At 67.1% G+C, this 16,309-nt stretch carries 21 protein-coding genes and 1 pseudogene; 11 read left to right on the plus strand and 11 right to left on the minus strand.

What is annotated here, in order from left to right:
* Positions 1-5: 5 nt before the first annotated feature.
* Positions 6-1,253, plus strand: a complete 1,248-nt coding sequence (locus ACFC4D_RS36065) for a fatty acid desaturase family protein (RefSeq protein WP_376070095.1) — start codon at positions 6-8, stop codon at positions 1,251-1,253.
* On the opposite strand, the pseudogene ACFC4D_RS36070 reads toward ACFC4D_RS36065, so the two are convergent.
* The 4 genes and pseudogenes from ACFC4D_RS36070 to ACFC4D_RS36085 all read right to left on the minus strand — a co-directional run.
* Positions 1,187-1,333 (minus strand): annotated as a pseudogene (locus tag ACFC4D_RS36070) (hypothetical protein); the annotation flags it as partial. The gene ACFC4D_RS36065 and the pseudogene ACFC4D_RS36070 sit on opposite strands and share 67 nt — an antisense overlap.
* Positions 1,282-1,476, minus strand: coding sequence for an RGCVC family protein (locus tag ACFC4D_RS36075; protein ID WP_375955489.1), 195 nt, complete (start codon positions 1,474-1,476; stop codon positions 1,282-1,284). The gene ACFC4D_RS36075 and the pseudogene ACFC4D_RS36070, both read right to left, overlap by 52 nt.
* 117 nt (positions 1,477-1,593) lie before the next feature.
* Positions 1,594-1,962: a hypothetical protein gene (locus ACFC4D_RS36080; RefSeq protein ID WP_375955491.1), complete on the minus strand. Its 369-nt coding sequence runs from the start codon at positions 1,960-1,962 to the stop codon at positions 1,594-1,596.
* A gap of 81 nt (positions 1,963-2,043) precedes the next feature.
* On the minus strand, positions 2,044-2,691 hold the full coding sequence (locus tag ACFC4D_RS36085) for an NUDIX hydrolase (protein ID WP_376070097.1): 648 nt from the start codon (positions 2,689-2,691) through the stop codon (positions 2,044-2,046).
* Positions 2,692-2,809: 118 nt separating this feature from the next.
* Here ACFC4D_RS36085 and ACFC4D_RS36090 point away from each other — a divergent pair, with 118 nt between their 5' ends.
* Both ACFC4D_RS36090 and ACFC4D_RS36095 read left to right on the plus strand, forming a co-directional pair.
* Positions 2,810-4,492, plus strand: coding sequence for an ABC-F family ATP-binding cassette domain-containing protein (locus ACFC4D_RS36090; RefSeq protein ID WP_376070100.1), 1,683 nt, complete (start codon positions 2,810-2,812; stop codon positions 4,490-4,492).
* 78 nt (positions 4,493-4,570) lie between these two features.
* Positions 4,571-5,782, plus strand: a complete 1,212-nt coding sequence (locus ACFC4D_RS36095) for an MFS transporter (RefSeq protein WP_376070103.1) — start codon at positions 4,571-4,573, stop codon at positions 5,780-5,782.
* Here the strand turns inward: ACFC4D_RS36095 and ACFC4D_RS36100 are convergent, their stop codons facing one another.
* The gene (locus tag ACFC4D_RS36100; protein ID WP_376070106.1) at positions 5,783-6,898 is read right to left on the minus strand and encodes an alkene reductase; all 1,116 of its coding nucleotides are present in this window, start codon (positions 6,896-6,898) and stop codon (positions 5,783-5,785) included.
* 65 nt (positions 6,899-6,963) lie between these two features.
* Between ACFC4D_RS36100 and ACFC4D_RS36105 the strand changes: the two genes are divergently transcribed.
* Positions 6,964-7,335 (plus strand): MerR family transcriptional regulator, encoded by a 372-nt coding sequence (locus ACFC4D_RS36105; protein WP_375955500.1) that lies wholly within the window; start codon positions 6,964-6,966, stop codon positions 7,333-7,335.
* An 18-nt stretch (positions 7,336-7,353) separates the two neighbouring features.
* Here ACFC4D_RS36105 and ACFC4D_RS36110 read toward each other — a convergent pair whose 3' ends face one another.
* Positions 7,354-7,725: a cupin domain-containing protein gene (locus ACFC4D_RS36110; protein ID WP_376070109.1), complete on the minus strand. Its 372-nt coding sequence runs from the start codon at positions 7,723-7,725 to the stop codon at positions 7,354-7,356.
* 80 nt (positions 7,726-7,805) lie between these two features.
* Between ACFC4D_RS36110 and ACFC4D_RS36115 the strand changes: the two genes are divergently transcribed.
* Positions 7,806-8,246 carry a MarR family winged helix-turn-helix transcriptional regulator gene (locus ACFC4D_RS36115; RefSeq protein WP_376070112.1) on the plus strand — a complete coding sequence of 147 codons (441 nt, stop codon included), beginning with the start codon at positions 7,806-7,808 and terminating at the stop codon, positions 8,244-8,246.
* Positions 8,247-8,335: 89 nt separating this feature from the next.
* Positions 8,336-8,962 carry an APA family fibronectin-binding glycoprotein gene (locus tag ACFC4D_RS36120; RefSeq protein WP_376070114.1) on the plus strand — a complete coding sequence of 209 codons (627 nt, stop codon included), beginning with the start codon at positions 8,336-8,338 and terminating at the stop codon, positions 8,960-8,962.
* On the opposite strand, the gene ACFC4D_RS36125 is transcribed toward ACFC4D_RS36120, so the two are convergent.
* On the minus strand, positions 8,963-9,811 hold the full coding sequence (locus ACFC4D_RS36125) for a GNAT family N-acetyltransferase (RefSeq protein ID WP_376070116.1): 849 nt from the start codon (positions 9,809-9,811) through the stop codon (positions 8,963-8,965).
* 124 nt (positions 9,812-9,935) lie between these two features.
* Between ACFC4D_RS36125 and ACFC4D_RS36130 the strand changes: the two genes are divergently transcribed.
* Together ACFC4D_RS36130 and ACFC4D_RS36135 are read left to right on the plus strand one after the other, a co-directional pair.
* Entirely contained in the window at positions 9,936-10,253 is a 318-nt protein-coding gene (locus ACFC4D_RS36130; protein WP_375955507.1) for a hypothetical protein, read from the plus strand.
* Between the two features lie 68 nt (positions 10,254-10,321).
* On the plus strand, positions 10,322-11,380 hold the full coding sequence (locus ACFC4D_RS36135) for a crotonase/enoyl-CoA hydratase family protein (protein ID WP_375955509.1): 1,059 nt from the start codon (positions 10,322-10,324) through the stop codon (positions 11,378-11,380).
* A 9-nt stretch (positions 11,381-11,389) separates the two neighbouring features.
* Here ACFC4D_RS36135 and ACFC4D_RS36140 read toward each other — a convergent pair whose 3' ends face one another.
* A complete protein-coding gene (locus tag ACFC4D_RS36140) occupies positions 11,390-11,854 on the minus strand; it encodes a MarR family winged helix-turn-helix transcriptional regulator (protein ID WP_364629106.1) in 465 nt (154 codons plus the stop codon).
* A gap of 387 nt (positions 11,855-12,241) precedes the next feature.
* On the opposite strand from ACFC4D_RS36140, the gene ACFC4D_RS36145 reads away from it, so the two are divergent.
* On the plus strand, positions 12,242-12,544 hold the full coding sequence (locus ACFC4D_RS36145; protein ID WP_364629103.1) for an excalibur calcium-binding domain-containing protein: 303 nt from the start codon (positions 12,242-12,244) through the stop codon (positions 12,542-12,544).
* A 73-nt stretch (positions 12,545-12,617) separates the two neighbouring features.
* Here ACFC4D_RS36145 and ACFC4D_RS36150 read toward each other — a convergent pair whose 3' ends face one another.
* Entirely contained in the window at positions 12,618-12,839 is a 222-nt protein-coding gene (locus ACFC4D_RS36150) for a DUF3618 domain-containing protein (protein ID WP_067574554.1), read from the minus strand.
* Between the two features lie 130 nt (positions 12,840-12,969).
* Between ACFC4D_RS36150 and bcp the strand changes: the two genes are divergently transcribed.
* Entirely contained in the window at positions 12,970-13,443 is a 474-nt protein-coding gene (gene bcp / locus ACFC4D_RS36155; RefSeq protein WP_376070119.1) for a thioredoxin-dependent thiol peroxidase, read from the plus strand.
* Between the two features lie 97 nt (positions 13,444-13,540).
* Here bcp and ACFC4D_RS36160 read toward each other — a convergent pair whose 3' ends face one another.
* Positions 13,541-14,866 (minus strand): hypothetical protein, encoded by a 1,326-nt coding sequence (locus ACFC4D_RS36160; RefSeq protein ID WP_376070122.1) that lies wholly within the window; start codon positions 14,864-14,866, stop codon positions 13,541-13,543.
* 310 nt (positions 14,867-15,176) lie between these two features.
* On the opposite strand from ACFC4D_RS36160, the gene ACFC4D_RS36165 reads away from it, so the two are divergent.
* Positions 15,177-15,824 (plus strand): TetR/AcrR family transcriptional regulator, encoded by a 648-nt coding sequence (locus ACFC4D_RS36165; RefSeq protein ID WP_364632705.1) that lies wholly within the window; start codon positions 15,177-15,179, stop codon positions 15,822-15,824.
* Here the strand turns inward: ACFC4D_RS36165 and ACFC4D_RS36170 are convergent.
* Positions 15,801-16,223 (minus strand): holo-ACP synthase, encoded by a 423-nt coding sequence (locus tag ACFC4D_RS36170; RefSeq protein ID WP_309231616.1) that lies wholly within the window; start codon positions 16,221-16,223, stop codon positions 15,801-15,803. The genes ACFC4D_RS36165 and ACFC4D_RS36170 overlap by 24 nt on opposite strands.
* Positions 16,224-16,309: the final 86 nt, after the last annotated feature.

Raw genomic sequence — 16,309 nt, forward strand, 5'->3', positions numbered from 1 at the left:
GAAGAATGGCCATCACCAATGTCGCCGTGTACGCACATCTGAGCCCCTCCGATATCGAATCGCTCGGACGGGAGCTCGATGAGATCCGCGGCGATATCGAGGAGCGGCGCGGCACCCGCGATGCGCGCTATATCCGCCGCACCATCGCATTGCAGCGCACCCTCGACGCCGCCTCCCGGCTGACCATCGCCCTCAGCCGGGGCAGGCTCGGCTGGCTCCTCGGAACAGCGGGTCTGGCGACGGCCAAGAGCATCGAGAACATGGAGATCGGCCACAATGTCGGCCACGGCCAATGGGATTGGATGAACGATCCCGAAATCCGTTCCAGCACTTGGGAATGGGATATGGCCGGACTGTCCTCGCAGTGGCGGTACTCGCACAACTTCCGGCATCACTTCTACACCAATGTGCTCGGCATGGACGATGACATCGGCTTCGGCGTCATCCGGGTCACCACCGACCAGCCGTGGCGGCCGCGCTTCCTGCTGCAACCGCTGCAAAACCTTTTCCTGGCAGCCACTTTCGAATGGGGCATCGCCCTGCACGATCTCTACTCCGAACAGGACCGCGCCGAAACCCCCGCCGCGCGGACCGCCGAGACCAGGGCGCTCATCCGCAAGGTGGTCCGGCAGACCGGTAAGGACTACGTACTGCTGCCGGTCCTGAGCGGACGTCGCTGGCGACGCACCCTGACGGCGAACGTGACCGCCAATCTCGCCCGCAATCTATGGGCCTACCTGGTGATCTTCTGCGGCCACTTCCCCGACGGCGCGGAGAAGTTCACCCCCGAGGCGCTGGAGCACGAGACCAAGGCGGACTGGTATCTGCGGCAGATGCTGGGGAGCGCGAACTTCGACGCGGGGCCGGCGCTGGCCTTCCTCAGCGGCAACCTTTGCTACCAGATCGAGCATCACCTGTTCCCGGATCTGCCCAGTAATCGCTATGCCGAAATCGCGGTGCGGGTGCGGGCGCTGTGCGATAAGTACGACATCCCGTACACCACGGGTTCCCTACCGCGCCAGTACTTTCAGACCTGGCGGCTGATCAACGAGCTCGCGCTGCCGGACCGTGATCCGGCCTCCGTCGTCCCCGAGTCCGAACCGCCGGCCCCGGGGACGGCCGATCAGCGAATCTTCTCGGGGATCGTGTCGAGTTCGTGCAATACCCGTACCGCGAGCGCGGTCGCGGATTCTTCATCGAGCCCCGAGTTGGCCCGCACCACATCCCGGACTCGAATCACTCGACGCTCGTAGGGCGTTTGCACTGCCATGGTCATGCTTCCTATCGACGGTAGTAGGTGTCCTGGTGATCGGCCGGGCGAGCACAGGCGCATGCGCGTTCCAGTCCGCTCGCCAGGGTCGCGGAGCAGTACCGAAGTCCGATCCGGCCGTGGGCTTCCTGATCGTGCGGACATACCGCACAAGAGAATTCGGTCGAATCGGCGGCCACGGAAGTGGCGCTCTCGTTCGAGGACATTTCGCTCCCTTCCGTAGACCTACACTGTAGATATACGTCGCTGACGTCCAGGCTACACGCTCCGGACACAGGATCCGCGCGAGCCGGTCGAATAACCCGGACGGTCAGCGCACCCGGTCAGTCGCGATAAATGGCCACGTGAGCGCCGGTCGCGGTCCCCACGCTGTAGGGCCCCAGACAGGAGGCCGTGCCCTGACCCGACGGGCTGAAGGAGCCGCTCCACGACCCGCTGTACGGGCCGATGGCCATCAACGGGAAGGCATTGGGCACACCGTGCAGGCCGAAACAGTCGACGATCAAAGCGTATTCACGCCCGGCGGGCGCGTCGTCGTCATGGCAGATCGCCGTGGCCCCGGTCAGATCCCGGGTGATCTGGCAATCCTGCGGCGCGGCCTGCGCCGTGCCGGAGCCGATTACGGCGGCGAAACCCAGACCCACCGTCGCGGCGGCCAGGACCCGGGTGCTGACGACTATCGATTTCCTCATTCGAATCCCTCTCGGTCGAGATGCCTCAAACGCGGTCTTGGGACTGTCGTGCCCGTGGAACGGGGCGTTACCGGCGGCAGATTACTCCCAGGCGAACCGTGGTTGGTCCATCTGATCGACCCGGGTGGGGCGGCGATGCAGCGCCACCTCGCGGAACTGGTGCAGGATCGCGGCGGTGGGGGCGTGCAGGTGGCCGCCGAGAAGTGGGAGCTGGATCGCGGGACGATCGGAGCCGGGAACGGGGACGAAGCGGGGTTCGACATCCAATTCCGACAGCGGAATCCAATGCACCGCAGCCACTTCGGCGGGATTCGGGGTCGGTGCGGGGGCGGCGCCGAGCCAGGCCACGACGGGGGTCATCACATAGCCCGAGCGGGTGGGATAGTCGTCGAGCAGCCCGAGCACGGCATCGCGCGGGACGGCGATGCCCAGTTCTTCGTGCAGTTCGCGCAGGGCCGCGGTTTCCGCGTCCTCGCCGGGATCCAATTTGCCGCCGGGCAGGGCCAGCTGTCCGGCGTGGGCGCGCAGGCCCGGGGATCGTTCGGTCAGCCAGATGCCCTGTCCCCCGGCGTATTCGGCGACCGCGATCAGGACCGCGGCGGCTTTGCGGCCGTCGAGTTCGGCGGCCCGGCGCGCGAACCCGTCCAGCGCGCCGGATATCGCCGCGCGCAGCTGGTCGGCGGGCACATCACTCCAGCGATACTCGCCACCGTCCGCATCGACCCGCATATGCCGAACCTAATTCGCCGCGCCGATCGGCGTCAACGCGGCGGCCCGGCCAGCAGTACCGGCGCTCGCGGTGGAATCGGGTTGCTTTACCTGAGCGTTTGCGGTTGCCTGGGGTCCCGTGGCCCACGTGAACGTTTCCGAGATCGAGTATTTCCTCGCCGATGGACGACAGCTGCTCAGCGGAGTGAGCTTCCGCATCGGCGACGGGGTGAAGGCCGCGCTCATCGGGCCCAACGGCACCGGTAAGACGACCCTGATGAAGATCATCGCCGGGGACCTCACCGCCGATGAGGGCGCGGTGACGCGTTCCGGATCACTGGGCATCATGCGGCAGTTCATCGGTCAGATCGATGACGAGTCGACGGTGCGCGATCTGCTGCTGTCGGTGGCGGACCCCGCCGTCGGGGCGGCCGCGCGGGCGCTGGACGCGGCCGAGGACGCCATGATCGAAACCGATGACGAGACAACCCAATTGGCGTACGCGCACGCCCTCACCGGGTGGGGCGACGTCGGCGGATACGAGATCGAGGGGTTCTGGGACAAGGTCACCATGGCCGCCCTCGGCATCGACTTCGACCGCGCCAAATGGCGTTCGGTGCGCAGCCTGAGCGGCGGTGAGCAGAAGCGCGTCGTGCTCGAGGCCCTGTTCGCGGGTCCCGACGATGTGCTGCTGCTCGATGAGCCCGACAACTATCTGGACGTCCCGGGCAAGCAGTGGCTGGAACGCACGATCGCCGAATCGAGTAAGTCGGTCCTGTTCATCAGCCACGACCGCGAGTTGATCGCGAACGCGGCCACGCGCATCGTCACCCTCGAACCCGGTGTGAACGGCGCGACGGCCTGGATCCACGGCGGCGGCTTCTCCGGGTACCAGCAGGCCCGCGAGGACCGCACCGCACGGCTGGCGGAACTGCGCCGCCGCTGGGAGGAGGACAACGCCAAACTGCGCGCACTGGTACTGCGCCTGCGGGAGAAGGCGAAGTTCAATGACGGTATCGCGGCGCGGTATCACGCCGCCCAGACCCGGCTGGCCAAATTCGAGGCCGCCGGGCCGCCCGAGGCCACCCCGATCCGGCAGCGCATTTCGGTGCGCCTGCGCGGCGGGCAGACCGGTAAGCGCGCGCTGGTGTGCGAGCAGCTGGAGCTGACCGGTCTGATGCGGCCGTTCGACACCGAGATCTGGTTCGGCGATCGCGTTGCGGTATTGGGCGCCAATGGATCCGGGAAATCGCACTTCCTGCGGCTGCTGGCCGCCGGTGGCTCCGATCCCGATATCGAGCATCGTCCGGTGAGTGATCGTGAGATCGCACCGGTGCCGCATACCGGCACCGCCGCGCTGGGCGCCCGGGTGCGTCCCGGGTATTTCGCGCAAACCCATTCCCGCCCCGACCTTTCCGGGCGCACCCTGCTCGAGATCCTGCACAGCGGCGATGAACATCGCGACGGGATGGGACGCGAGGCCGCCAGCCGGGTGCTGGATCGATACGGGCTGGCGCGGGCCGCCGAAAACCTCTTCGACGATCTGTCCGGCGGGCAGCAGGCCCGCGTGCAGATCCTGCTGCTCGAATTGTCCGGCGTCACCATGCTTTTGCTCGATGAGCCGACCGATAACCTGGACCTGGCCTCCGCCGACGCACTGGAACAGGCCATCGCCGAATTCGCGGGGACGGTCGTCACCGTCACCCACGACCGCTGGTTCGCGCGCGAATTCGATCGCTTCCTCGTATTCGGCTCCGACGGAGTCGTTTACGAGTCCAGCACGCCGGTGTGGAACGAGACCCGGGTACAGCGCGCACGCTAGGGTCCGCGCGAATATGGCGTAGCTCACAGCGATCCGGGTTGACCCTCACATACGTGTGAGGGTTCGAGCATTCGGTTCATGACAACACCGAATACGGCCCCGCGCACCGCATCCGCTGCGCCGCAACGGGTCACGAAACTCAATACGTTCGCCCTGCTGGCATTGGCGCAGGCGGTGTTCATCACCAGCCTCACCGAAACTCTTCCAGCGGGCGTGCTGCCCGCGCTGAGCGCGGATCTCGGGGTCGGCGAATCCGCGGCGGGACAGTCGGTGACCGTTTACGCGCTGGGGACCGCGCTCACCGCGATTCCGCTGACCGCCGCGACCGCGAGCTGGAGCCGTAAACGGCTGCTGCTCACCGCGATGACGGGATTCGCGGCCGCCAATACCGTCACCGCGCTGTCCTCGAACTACAGCGTGACCATGACCGCCCGCTTCCTGGCCGGGGTGGCGGCCGGACTGGCCTGGGCGCTGCTGGCGGGCTACGCCCGGCGACTGGCCCCGGATCACCTGCAGGGCAAGGCGGTTGCCATCGCGATGGCGGGAATCCCGGTCGCGCTCTCCCTCGGCGTACCCGCGGGCACCTTCATCGGACAGGCGGTCGGCTGGCGAGTGGCGTTCCTGATCATGACCGGCCTCACCGTCATCCTGCTCGGCTGGATCGGCCTCGGCGTCCCCGACCAGCCCGGCCAACCGTCCGGCGAACGCCCGCCGATGACCCGCGCCCTGACCGTCCCCGGCGTGGCCGCGGTGCTCTTCGTAACCCTGACTTTCGTACTGGCGCACACGATTCTGTACACCTACATCGCCGCATTCCTGGACCACGCGGGCATGACCGACGCCACCGGCGCGATACTCCTCGTCTTCGGCGCGGCCTCACTGGCCGGCATCTGGCTAGTCGGCGCACACATCGACCGCCGCCTCCGCACCCTCACCATCGCAAGCGTGCTCCTGGTCGCCCTCGCGGCAACAACCCTCGCCACCCTCGCCCACCACCCCACCCTCGTCTACGCCGCAGCCGCCCTATGGGGCCTGGGCTGGGGCGGCCTCCCCACCCTCCTGCAAACCGCCGCGGCCAATGCCGGTGGCCCCGCAGCAGATTCGGCCCAGGCCATGTTGGTGACGCTGTGGAATGTCGCCATGGCGCTGGGCGGGGTCATCGGCGGTGTGCTGCTCGACCGGATCTCCGCCACCGCACTGCCCTGGAGCGTCCTGCTACTGCTGGCTCCCGTTGCCGCGGTGGTGATCTCGGCACGGGCACACGGTTTCCCCGCCCGGCACGGCGCGTAATCAGGCGGCACGGAGTTGTTCCGCCAGCGTTGGGTAATCGGTGTAACCCTCCGAGCCGCCGACATACATGAGGTGGGAATCGCGCACCTGGTTGATGGCGGCTCCGGCGCGCAGCCGATCGACCAGATCCGGATTGGCCAGGAAGGCGCGACCCAGCGACACGATATCGGCTCCGGCGGCCAGCAGGCGTTCCGCGGCGTGTTTGCCGCCGTCAGCCGGCAGCGGGACGCCCCAGCCCAGGTTGGGGTTGGCGATGAGAACGCCGGGCCAGGATTGCCGAATGTGCTGGAAGAGTGGCTGATCCGGATCGGCGAAGACCACGTGCAGGTAGGCGAGGCGCTTCTCGGCGAGCGCGGCGATCAGGGGCGGGTAGAGGGTCTCGGTATCGCCCTCCTCGATATTGTTGGCGGTCACCGCGGGAGAGATTCGGACGCCGACCTTATCGGGGCCGATGGCGGCGGCCACGGCATCGACGACCTCGAGGGTGAAGCGAATGCGGTTGGCGATGGAACCGCCGTACGCGTCGGTGCGGTGATTGGTGTTCCGGGACAGGAACTGGTGCAGCAGATAGCCATTGGCGCTGTGCACTTCCACACCGTCGAATCCGGCGGCGATGGCATTGCGGGCGGCTGCGGCGAAATCCTCGACGGTGGCGTGGATTTCGTCGACGGTCAGTTCCTTGGGTACCACGGCGGGCCTACTGCCGCCCGGGGTGTGGATGGCATCGGTGAGCGGGATGGGCGACGGCGCAACGGGAGTCAGGCCGCTGTTATCGGGATGCCCCACCCGGCCGCCATGCTGCAATTGCAGGAAGATGTGCCCGTCGGCGGCGTGTACGGCATCGGTCACCCGCCGCCAGCCCGCCACCTGCTCACCGGTGTAGATCGCGGGGATGTTGGCGTAGGTCTGGCCGACCCGGCTCGGGGTGGCGGCCTCGGCGATGATCAGGCCCGCTCCGGCGCGCTGCGTGTAGTAGGTGGTCATGAGGTCGGTCGGGGTGCCGTCGGCCGCCGCGCGATTACGGGTCATCGGGGCCATGGCCAGCCGATGCGGTAGCCGGAGCGAGCCCAGCTCGGCCGGTTCGAAGAGGCTGCGGGTGGCTGCTGTGGTGATCATGCCGGTACCGTAAAACCTGACACCGATGTGAGATGCAAGCCTTTCGGCGAAATACGAGGTAGTAGATGCGAATTGGCGAATTGGCGCAACGCACCGGGGTCAGCGAACGCTCGCTGCGCTACTACGAGGAGCAGACCCTGCTGGCCGCGAATCGCACGCCCGGCGGCCACCGCGACTACCCGGAATGGGCGGTTGACCGCGTCATCCACATCCAGGAACTCTTCGCCGCGGGCCTGTCCAGTAGGAAGATCGCCCAGATCCTCCCCTGTATGCGTGACGCGGACGGCGGCGCGAACGAATTCGCGACCCCCGAACTGGTCACCGAACTCGAATCCGAACGCACCCGCATCGACCGCACCATCACCGACCTGATGCGCTCCCGCGAAGTACTGAACGACGTGATCGAACGCGCATCGGACCGCTTCGCCACGCCCTGAGTTCCGATAGCGGCCCGGTCAGTTGACCCAGGGTGGGTTGACGATGGTGCCGTCGGGGAGTTCGCCGGTGAAACCGACTGGGGCGGTGACCATTACGGTGGCGGGGAGGTCGGTGGTGGTGAGGCTGATGGTGGAGCCGGCGGGGGCCACGGCGGCGTCGCCGGGGGTGAGGGTGTGGGATTCGCCTTCGATGGTGAGGGCGATGGAGCCGGAGAGCAGGACGAAGGCTTCCTCGCGGAGAATGCGGTGGCTGACGCCGGTGGTGGCGGGGCCCACTTCCAGCCGCCAGACGCAGAGTTCGGCGCTACCGGTGGCAGGGCGGATCAGCGGGGTGAAGGTGGAGCCGTGCAGTTGGTGGGACTGGAGGTCTGCGGTACGGACGACTGGCATTTCGATGACTCCCTTTAGTCAAGCAGATTGACTATATAGTCAAGCTTGTTGTCTTTCTTGTCAAGTGCCAAGATGCATTCATGCCCGCTCAGGATTTGCCGATGCTCTTGCTCGCGGCGGCGGCCGAGGTCACCGATGCCGTTCACGACGGCACCGTCGCGGCCGGGTTCACCGATATCCGGCCCACGCACGGATTCGCGTTCGTGCGGATGGCTCCGAACGGGGCCACCGTCGGGGAGCTGGCCGAACATCTCGGGGTGACCAAGCAGGCGGCCAGCCAGCTGGTCGAGGAGCTCGTGAAAAAGGGTTACGCCGAACGCAATCCGCATCCTTCGGACGCCCGCGCGAAGGTGATCACGCTGACCGAGCGCGGCTGGGCCTGCACCCGCGCCGCCGATGCCGCCGCCGCCCGGTTCACCGAGCGGTGGGCGCGGGCGCTCGGGCCGGGCGCGACCGTCGAACTGCGCAATATGCTCGCCCACGTGGTGACGCCCGGCCGAGTGCGCCCTTCGGCCTGGTGACCCGGGTAGCCCGATCGTGATAAACCCGTCCGGCGCGCCGCGTCACCCGCCACAAAGCCCCTGACCAGCACTGTTGTTAGCGTCGCGGGGTGGAACCGAACCAGATCGACGCCGAGCGGCCGGTGTCCGCGCGCACCGCGCGCTGGGTGATCGCGCTGTGCGTACTGGGATTGGTGGCATCGCTGGCCGGGATCGGATATTCGATCGTCGATCAGGCGCACCGCAGGCACGATGAGGCCGATCGGATCCGCAGCAGCGCGGCGGGCATGAGTTTCGTCGCACCGGACGGCTGGCAGCAGATGCCCGAGCAGGGCGACGACCACCTGATCTTCGGACAGGCCGCACTGGAGAAGCAGGGCGGCGGGGACGGCATGATCCTGCTCGGCAAACTCGACGAATCACTGTTCGCCGCAGCCGAACCCGATGACACCCGCGCCGCCTGCTCATTGGGATCGGGGATGGGGGAATTCTTCTTCCCGGACAGCGGCACCCGCGTCGACCAGGAAATCCTGGACGTGAAAGGCGGTGAGGTGACCGGCAAGTCATGCTTCTACCGGGTCGACTTCAACGATCCCGGCACCCCCGCCGCCGAGGTCTACGCCGCGGTCGTGCAGTCCGACACCCGGCGCTGGTGGGTCTGCTGGCTCGGCAGCGCGAAAGCACCCGTCGATCGCGCCGCCGCACAGCGACTGGCCGCCTCGCTGCGGCCCATCTGATCAGCCGAGTTCGAGCGTGGTGGTGCCGAAAACCTTGTCGCCGGAATGGGTTCGGGGCGCACCGGTGTACATGCGGGCGGTCTCGAAGCTCGGCTTCAGACCCGCTTCCTCCGCCAGCAGCACCGCGGCGGCATTGTGCAGCGGGACGTCGATCGCCACCGGCCCGCCCTGCGCCTCGACGGCCAATGCGGCCAGCAGGTGCCGCGCGTCGGTCTCGGTATCGGCGAACAGCGGTCCGATGCGATGCGAATCCCGTGCGGGACGGATGGTTCCGTAGCCGGTGAGGACGCCGTCGACGATCCGCACCACCGTGCGGTGACCGGGATTGCTCAGCCAGGCGGTGAGGAATTCCGGGCGATCGGCTGGGAGACAGGCGGAATCGTAGCCGCGCAGTTCCGGCACATCACGCTCGGCGAGCACCCGCACGCTCGAATCCGGTGCGGGCAGTGCCGGGCTCCCGGTGAAACGCGCAGTGCGATAGGCGAGTTCGAACCCGCTGCGCCGGTAGTTGTCCTGCTGATCGGGCACCCCGTCCAGTCCGACCACCCGCTCCCCCGCGTGCGCCAGCCCCGCTTTCCAGGTGGCCAGGCCCAATCCTGCGCCGCGCATATCCGGCCGGACGAGGTAGAACCCCAGAAACGCGAATTCACTGCCGTAGTTGACAACCGAGACCGCGCTGACGGGTTCGCCGTCCAGCCGCCCGAGGAAGAATCCGTCGCGATCCTGCGCGAAGAACGGCACGCCGTCGCGTAGCCCCGGATTCCAGCCCTCGGCATCGGCCCAGGCGGTGACGGTCGCCCAATCGGCGAGGGTGGCGCGGTCGATGACGAGATCGGCGGCATCCGGCATGCGATCCACGGTAACCGCACACCGCCCGCGGCTCACCGGTGTTGCGCCGGATCACCCGGCAAGACTGTCGGCGCGCTGCGGTAGGGTCGGGCTCGACATAGTGGACTACCTGCGGAGTTGCGATATGGCCGACTACGCGCACTCTGATCATGCGAGCCGCAGCCGGGAGGACAAGGCCCGGCGATTGGCGGCGTACATCTGGGCTCGCGCCATCACCGGACCGGAATTGCTGGATCTCCCCCAGGCGCAGCAGCGCAAGCTCGCCCGGGCGGCCGACACCAATCCCCCGAGCACCGATGAGACCTGGCAGGTGGTGGCGCAACTGCTGGCCGAGAAGGATGCCTGGGCCGCACGCCATCCCGGCCATCCGGCCGCTGCCCGCGCGCACGCGGACGAGAAGATCCTGTGGGTGAAACCCCCGGTCCGCCCTTGGACCGACTGACCATCCGAACACCGCGCGCCGCCGGTCACCCCTTGACAGCAAGAAATGAACGGGGGTTCACTGCTTGCGTGTCCCCCGATCACGAGCAGCATCCCGGCCCCGCGGCGCAGCGCCCCGGACCGACCGCCGAGCACGCCGGAACCCGCCCCGCCGCCTGGCGCGACGATCTGACCGGCGGCGACGATTCCCTGTTCACCGGCCGCCCCCAGCCCGAGGGCGAAATCGCCGGTCGCACACTGACTTACGAGGTGACCGGGCGGATCGCGCGGATCACCTTCAATCGCCCCGAGCACGGCAATGCCATCACCGCGGACACCCCGATCGAATTGGCGGCCGCGGTGGAACGCGCCGATCTGGACCCGCGCGTGCACGTCATGGTGGTGAGCGGGCGCGGTAAGGGCTTCTGCGGCGGCTACGACCTGTCGATCTTCGCCGAGAACAGCTTCGCCCCCGCCGAGGGCGCGCAGCCGGTCGAGGGCACCGTGCTCGATCCGGTCGTACAGGCGAGCAACCACAATCCCTGGGGCACTTGGGATCCCATGGTCGACTACGCCATGATGTCGCGGTTCAACCGCGGTTTCGCCAGCCTGCTGTACGCCAATAAGCCGACGGTCGCCAAGGTGCACGGCTTCGCCATCGCGGGCGGCACCGATATCGCGCTGTACGCCGATCAGATCATCTGCGCCGATGACGCCCGCATCGGTTATCCGCCCACCCGCACCTGGGGTATTCCGGCGGCGGGCATGTGGGCGCATCGCATCGGCGATCAGCGCGCCAAACGCCTGCTCTTCACCGGTGACAGCCTCACCGGCACGCAGGCGCGGGAGTGGGGGCTGGCCGTGGAATCCGCGCCCGCCGACGAACTCGACGCGCGCACCGAGGAACTGCTGCACCGTATTTCACTGGTGCCGATCAATCAGCTCATCATGGCCAAGCTGGCGCTCAACAGCGCACTGCTCAATCAGGGCGTGGCGAATTCCGGCATGGTCAGCACCGTATTCGACGGTGTTTCCCGGCATACCCGCGAGGGTTATGCCTTCCAATTGCGCGCCGCCACCGCCGGTTTCCGCGAAGCGGTCCGGGAACGTGACGAGCCGTTCGGCGATTGGAAGGGCCAATCCAAATGAGGCCGTAGCTCAGCCGATTCCGGGTACGTCGGTGCGCTCGGCGCGCAAAACCACTCGCTCGGACAGTGAGCGCAGCGCGGCGGCTTCGGCCGGACCCATATCGTCGATGAACAACTGCCGCACCAATTCCACGTGATTGGGTGCGGCGGTTTCCAGCGCCCGCCGCCCCTGCTCGGTCAATCGGACCTCGCGGCCGCGGGCGTCGTCGACGGCCTGACACCGATCGACCAGTCCGCGCGCGGCCATCCGCGATAAATGCTTGGACAACCTGCTCTTGTCCCAGCAGATCTCCGCGCCCAATTCCTTGGCGCGCAGTTGTCCGCCCGCCCCGGACAGCGCGACCAGTACTTCATAGTCCGAGGTGGACAAGCCGTCCTTGGAAAGCCCGGCGGCGATGGCGGCTTCGAGCCGCTGCCGCATACGGATATAGGACTGCCAGGTCGCCTGTTCCTCTTCGCTCAACCAGCGGGTCATGAATACATAGTATCCCCTCTTGGTTGACATGGACACTAACAGCCGTCACGCATTATGGAAATGCTATTGCCGAACGCGCCGCGCGATTCGGGAACCGGAGTGCGGTACCGTCCGTTCGTCGTAATGCGAGGGCGGAGATCAACGAGCGCGTAGTTGATTTCCGAGTAGGACGAATGGGACATGTTCTGGCAGAACATCTCCCGGCAGGCACCCGGCGCATAGTCATTTACCTGGATGAATAGCTCATCCGGTTGACAATGCAACGTTGCGCCGGAACTGTAGACGCCGGACCCGAACCGGCCACCGAGTCGCACCCCACGCGACGGCGGTGGCATCCGCGCCGAATCGGGCCGCTGCCAACCCTATTGCGCCGACATTGAGGAATACATGAACGTTCGCCGGCTTCTCGTCACCGCCAGCGTCGCGGGACTGACGATTCTTGCAGCCCCCTCCGCCCTTGCCCTCGCCGATGTGCCGACCGGCTCCTCCGGTACCGGCTCCTCCGCCATCGACACCGGTTCCGGCGCGACCGGCTCGGCCAATCTCGCGCAGACCGGTTCCGCCGGTGGCGCTTACAAGAACTGCGATGAGGCCCGCGCCGCCGGGCACGCTCCGCTCTTCCGCGGCGAGCCCGGTTACGGCCCGCACCTGGACCCCGACGGCGACGGAATGGCCTGCCCCACGGTCTGATTCGCCCCGATAACGAGAAACACCCGGTGCCAGCGCACCGGGTGTTTTTTCATTCGAACTCAACTCGCTGGATTCAGCGGAACACCTTGATCAGGATCAGGCCGACCACGACCACGCCCGCACCGATCAGGCTGTACTTGATCTTCGGCTCGTTCACCTTGGCGACCAGCGCCTGCTTGGTGTTGTCCGCCAACCGCTGCGGATCGGCCCGCACCGCGAGTTCGTCGAGGGTGTTCGCGAGCCTGCTCCGGGCGGCCTCGATCTCACGCTCGATGGCCTCGGTATCTCTCGCCACGTCACACTCCTGTCTGAAAGCCGCGCACCGGCGGCACCGTTGTCTCGAGGCGGCAAGCCACGCCGGGCTGCCGACCTGCTCTGGAGTGTATCGCCCGCATGCCGTCGGACCCGTCTACTACGGTGGCGGCATGACCGAGAACCATCGACTCAGTCCCGGCGACGCCGCGCCCGCCTTCACACTTCCCGATGCCGATGGCAAGGATGTGTCGCTGAGCGATTACCGCGGACGCAAGGTGATCATCTACTTCTATCCGGCCGCGAGTACGCCCGGCTGCACCAAGCAGGCCTGCGATTTCCGGGACAGCCTGGCCGAATTGAACGAAGCCGGACTGGAAGTCATCGGCATCTCCCCCGATAAGCCCGCGAAGCTGGCCAAGTTCCGCGATGCGGAAGCGCTCACCTTCCCGCTGCTGTCCGATCCGGACAAGGCCACATTGCAGGCGTACGGGGCATTCGGCGAGAAGACCATGTACGGCAAGACCGTCACCGGCGTCATTCGGTCCACCTTCCTGGTGGACGAGAGCGGCAAGATCGAGGTCGCGCAGTACAACGTGCGCGCCACCGGACACGTGGCGAAGTTGCGCCGCGACCTGTCGGTATAGAGCCCGGAAAATAGGAAGAGCCCCGGCCCACAACGGGCCGGGACTCGAACCTGGACCTGTCCCCCGCGCAGGCGGCGGCGGGGGACGGCGGCCAGCTCTAGACCCCGCGCGGCACCAATTGCGCTGCCGCCCACTGCATCATCATGCGGAAGTGGTTATCCCACCATTTCCCGAATTCCGGGGAATCCAGCGCGGGCGGTGCCTGCTCCCCCGCGAAGAGACCGGTATCGGTGAGCGCGGCCGAATGCGCCGGCGCCGGAATGATGGAATCCGCTTGCAGCGCAGCGGGTTCGGTCTCCGGTTGCGCCATCAGCAGCGGCTTGGACGGCCGCATCTGCTTCGCTTCGGGATTCTTCGGACCCCAGTTGAGGGTGGCCGGATCGATGGTCACCACATCCGGCGCGGGCGGCTCCGGCGCGGGCTCGGCCGACAGCGGCGCGGCGGCCTCGGTCGTCATGGGCGCGTCGCCCGGAACGCCTTCCACCGGCGAGGCGGAACCGGTATCGATACCCGGCTCGCCGATCGGATGTTCGACGCCCTGGGTGCGCGCGTCGGCGGACACCCGGGCATCGGTGAGCATGGGCTCGGGTACGGACTTGGAGTTATTGCTCGCCGCGTACACGCCACCCGCGACCAGACCGCCCGCGAGCACACTGGCCGCCGCGAACAGCGCGGCGGTACCGCGCGCCCGGCGAATCCGCTCGGCGGCCTCGCCCGCGTATTCGGCCTCCGGCATGGCGGACAGCGCCGCACCGATGGCGGGTGCGTTCGCGGCCACCGAGCACGGGATCACCGGTGCGCCGAAGCCCGCTTCGAGCGCGGCGACGACGGCGGGTTCGGTTGCGGCGGAACCGATCAGCACCACCGCGTCCGGCTTCACCCCGGCCGCGTCGAACTGATCCCAGGCGGCGGTGACGGCGGTGCTCATTGCCTCGTCATTGGTCGCGCCGCCGGTCAGGCTGACCGCGGCCAGCACCCGGTTGCGCTCGGAATCGATGAGCGAGAAGGCCTGCGAACCCGGCACCACCTCGCAGATGGCGAGATCCTCGAATTCGTCGACCCAGGTCATGGCGCGGGCCACGGACAGGTGCGCGGCCTTGGCGGATACCAGCGAGGCCTCATGCCACGCGCCCGATGCCAGGCGGGTCACGATGGCCCGGCGCTCGGCGGCGTCCCGGTAGGCGACGGCCGCGCCGACGATATCGCGATCGGGGCTGAGCTTGCCCGCGATCTCCTCCAGCACCAGCTCGACCGCCGCGGCCAGATCGGCCTTCGTATCGCCGGTGATCCGCTCGACGCGTTCCATCACCACGCGTTCCGGCAGCCTGTCGCCGTCGTCGGCGAGGGCCACCGCACGCACGATGCCGCGCTCGGTGGCGACACCGATGGTCACCGTGGATCGGACAACAGCAGAAGCAACCACAGATCAGCCTTCCAACGTCGTCGTGTCCCCTTTGCCGGGACACGGTTCTCGAGACGAAAACAGCGTTCGGATAAAGCCCCCGAGGAGTGTGCGAGCACGCGGCCGGGAGGCAGCTGCGATGAATGTTCGTCGCCGTTCCCGGTTGCGGATTGGTGAGTTTCCGGACCGACAGAGGGACACACGAACTACCGCAGCGTGTCATCGGAGTGTCGCTACCTCTAGGCTGTTGAACGTGGAAGCACGCACGGGAACCAGGTCGACTCGACGACCGGACCCTGCGTTGGAGTTGCAGGACGACCCGCAAGAGCTGATGCCCCGTCGCCGCCCGACGCAGGAACGGAGCAAACGCAAGTTCGACGCGCTGTTGCAGTCCTCGCGCGAATTGCTCGTCGAGGTCGGCTTCGAGTCGTTCACCTGTGAGGAAGTCGCGGCCCGCGCGGAAGTCCCCATCGGCACCCTCTACCAGTTCTTCGCCAACAAGTACGTGATCGTCTGCGAGCTGAATCGCCAGGACCTGGTCGCGGTTTCGCAGGAGCTCAAGGACTTCCACGGCGAGATCCCGTCCATGGACTGGCTACGCCATATGAATTCGCTGGTCGATCATCTGGCGGATCTGTGGATGACCGATCCGTCCCGCCGCGAGGTGTGGCTGGCCATGCAGTCGACGCCGTCGACGCGGGCCACCGGGGCGATCCACGAGAAGGAATTCGCCGAGGCGGTGGCGCAGATGCTGCGCTCGCTGATGCCGCGCACCCCCCGCATCCGCCGCTCGATGATGGCGCAGGTGCTGGTGCACGTGGTCTATTCGATGCTGAATTTCTCGGTGCAGGACGGACTCAGCCATGAGGACGCCGTCGCCGAGCTCAAGCGCCTCATGGTCGCGTATCTGCTGATCGCCGAGAAGGAATCCCGCAGCGGCGGTCAGCGCACACCCTCACCCCTGGATGAGGTCGGCTAGTTCGCCCGGATCCTCCAGCACCACCATGGCGGCGGCGGTATCGCCATCGTGGGTGAGCGAGAGGTGAACTCGCACCCGGGGCAGGAATTCCGCTGCGAGGCCGTGCAATTTGATGCTGGGGCGGCCCCAGGCGTCATTCACCACCTCGATCAACGGGTAGGGATTGTCGCCGATCTGCGGGCTGCGGGCGAAGCGAGATGACGCCCACGCCTTGATGACCGCTTCCTTCGCGGCCCAGCGGGCGGCGTAGCTGCGGGCCGGATCGGTGCCTTTGCTCTGGCAATAGCGCCGCTCGCCGGCGGTGAAACTCTCCCGGATCATGGTGGTGCCGGTGCGTTCCAGCTGTTCGGCGAATTCGGAGATGCAAACCAAATCCAGGCCGATGCCAAGGATTGTCACAGCGCGGGACTCCTCGATTCCTGATGAGTGCAGATTCCTGCAACATACATAACAGCGGAGCCTACGGTTCCGTAGGCTCCGCTGGT

The sequence above is a fragment of the Nocardia sp. NPDC056000 genome, assembly GCF_042269265.1.
GTDB lineage: Bacteria > Actinomycetota > Actinomycetes > Mycobacteriales > Mycobacteriaceae > Nocardia.

What these genes read in the sequence shown, in the direction of transcription:
- ACFC4D_RS36065 (WP_376070095.1), top strand. Translation starts at nt 6, where the DNA reads ATGGCCATCACCAATGTCGCCGTGTACGCACATCTGAGCCCCTCCGAT.
- ACFC4D_RS36075 (WP_375955489.1), bottom strand. Translation starts at nt 1,476, where the DNA reads ATGTCCTCGAACGAGAGCGCCACTTCCGTGGCCGCCGATTCGACCGAA.
- ACFC4D_RS36080 (WP_375955491.1), bottom strand. Translation starts at nt 1,962, where the DNA reads ATGAGGAAATCGATAGTCGTCAGCACCCGGGTCCTGGCCGCCGCGACG.
- ACFC4D_RS36085 (WP_376070097.1), bottom strand. Translation starts at nt 2,691, where the DNA reads ATGCGGGTCGATGCGGACGGTGGCGAGTATCGCTGGAGTGATGTGCCC.
- ACFC4D_RS36095 (WP_376070103.1), top strand. Translation starts at nt 4,571, where the DNA reads ATGACAACACCGAATACGGCCCCGCGCACCGCATCCGCTGCGCCGCAA.
- ACFC4D_RS36100 (WP_376070106.1), bottom strand. Translation starts at nt 6,898, where the DNA reads ATGATCACCACAGCAGCCACCCGCAGCCTCTTCGAACCGGCCGAGCTG.
- ACFC4D_RS36105 (WP_375955500.1), top strand. Translation starts at nt 6,964, where the DNA reads ATGCGAATTGGCGAATTGGCGCAACGCACCGGGGTCAGCGAACGCTCG.
- ACFC4D_RS36110 (WP_376070109.1), bottom strand. Translation starts at nt 7,725, where the DNA reads ATGCCAGTCGTCCGTACCGCAGACCTCCAGTCCCACCAACTGCACGGC.
- ACFC4D_RS36115 (WP_376070112.1), top strand. Translation starts at nt 7,806, where the DNA reads ATGCCCGCTCAGGATTTGCCGATGCTCTTGCTCGCGGCGGCGGCCGAG.
- ACFC4D_RS36125 (WP_376070116.1), bottom strand. Translation starts at nt 9,811, where the DNA reads ATGCCGGATGCCGCCGATCTCGTCATCGACCGCGCCACCCTCGCCGAT.
- ACFC4D_RS36130 (WP_375955507.1), top strand. Translation starts at nt 9,936, where the DNA reads ATGGCCGACTACGCGCACTCTGATCATGCGAGCCGCAGCCGGGAGGAC.
- ACFC4D_RS36140 (WP_364629106.1), bottom strand. Translation starts at nt 11,854, where the DNA reads ATGACCCGCTGGTTGAGCGAAGAGGAACAGGCGACCTGGCAGTCCTAT.
- ACFC4D_RS36145 (WP_364629103.1), top strand. Translation starts at nt 12,242, where the DNA reads ATGAACGTTCGCCGGCTTCTCGTCACCGCCAGCGTCGCGGGACTGACG.
- bcp (WP_376070119.1), top strand. Translation starts at nt 12,970, where the DNA reads ATGACCGAGAACCATCGACTCAGTCCCGGCGACGCCGCGCCCGCCTTC.
- ACFC4D_RS36165 (WP_364632705.1), top strand. Translation starts at nt 15,177, where the DNA reads ATGCCCCGTCGCCGCCCGACGCAGGAACGGAGCAAACGCAAGTTCGAC.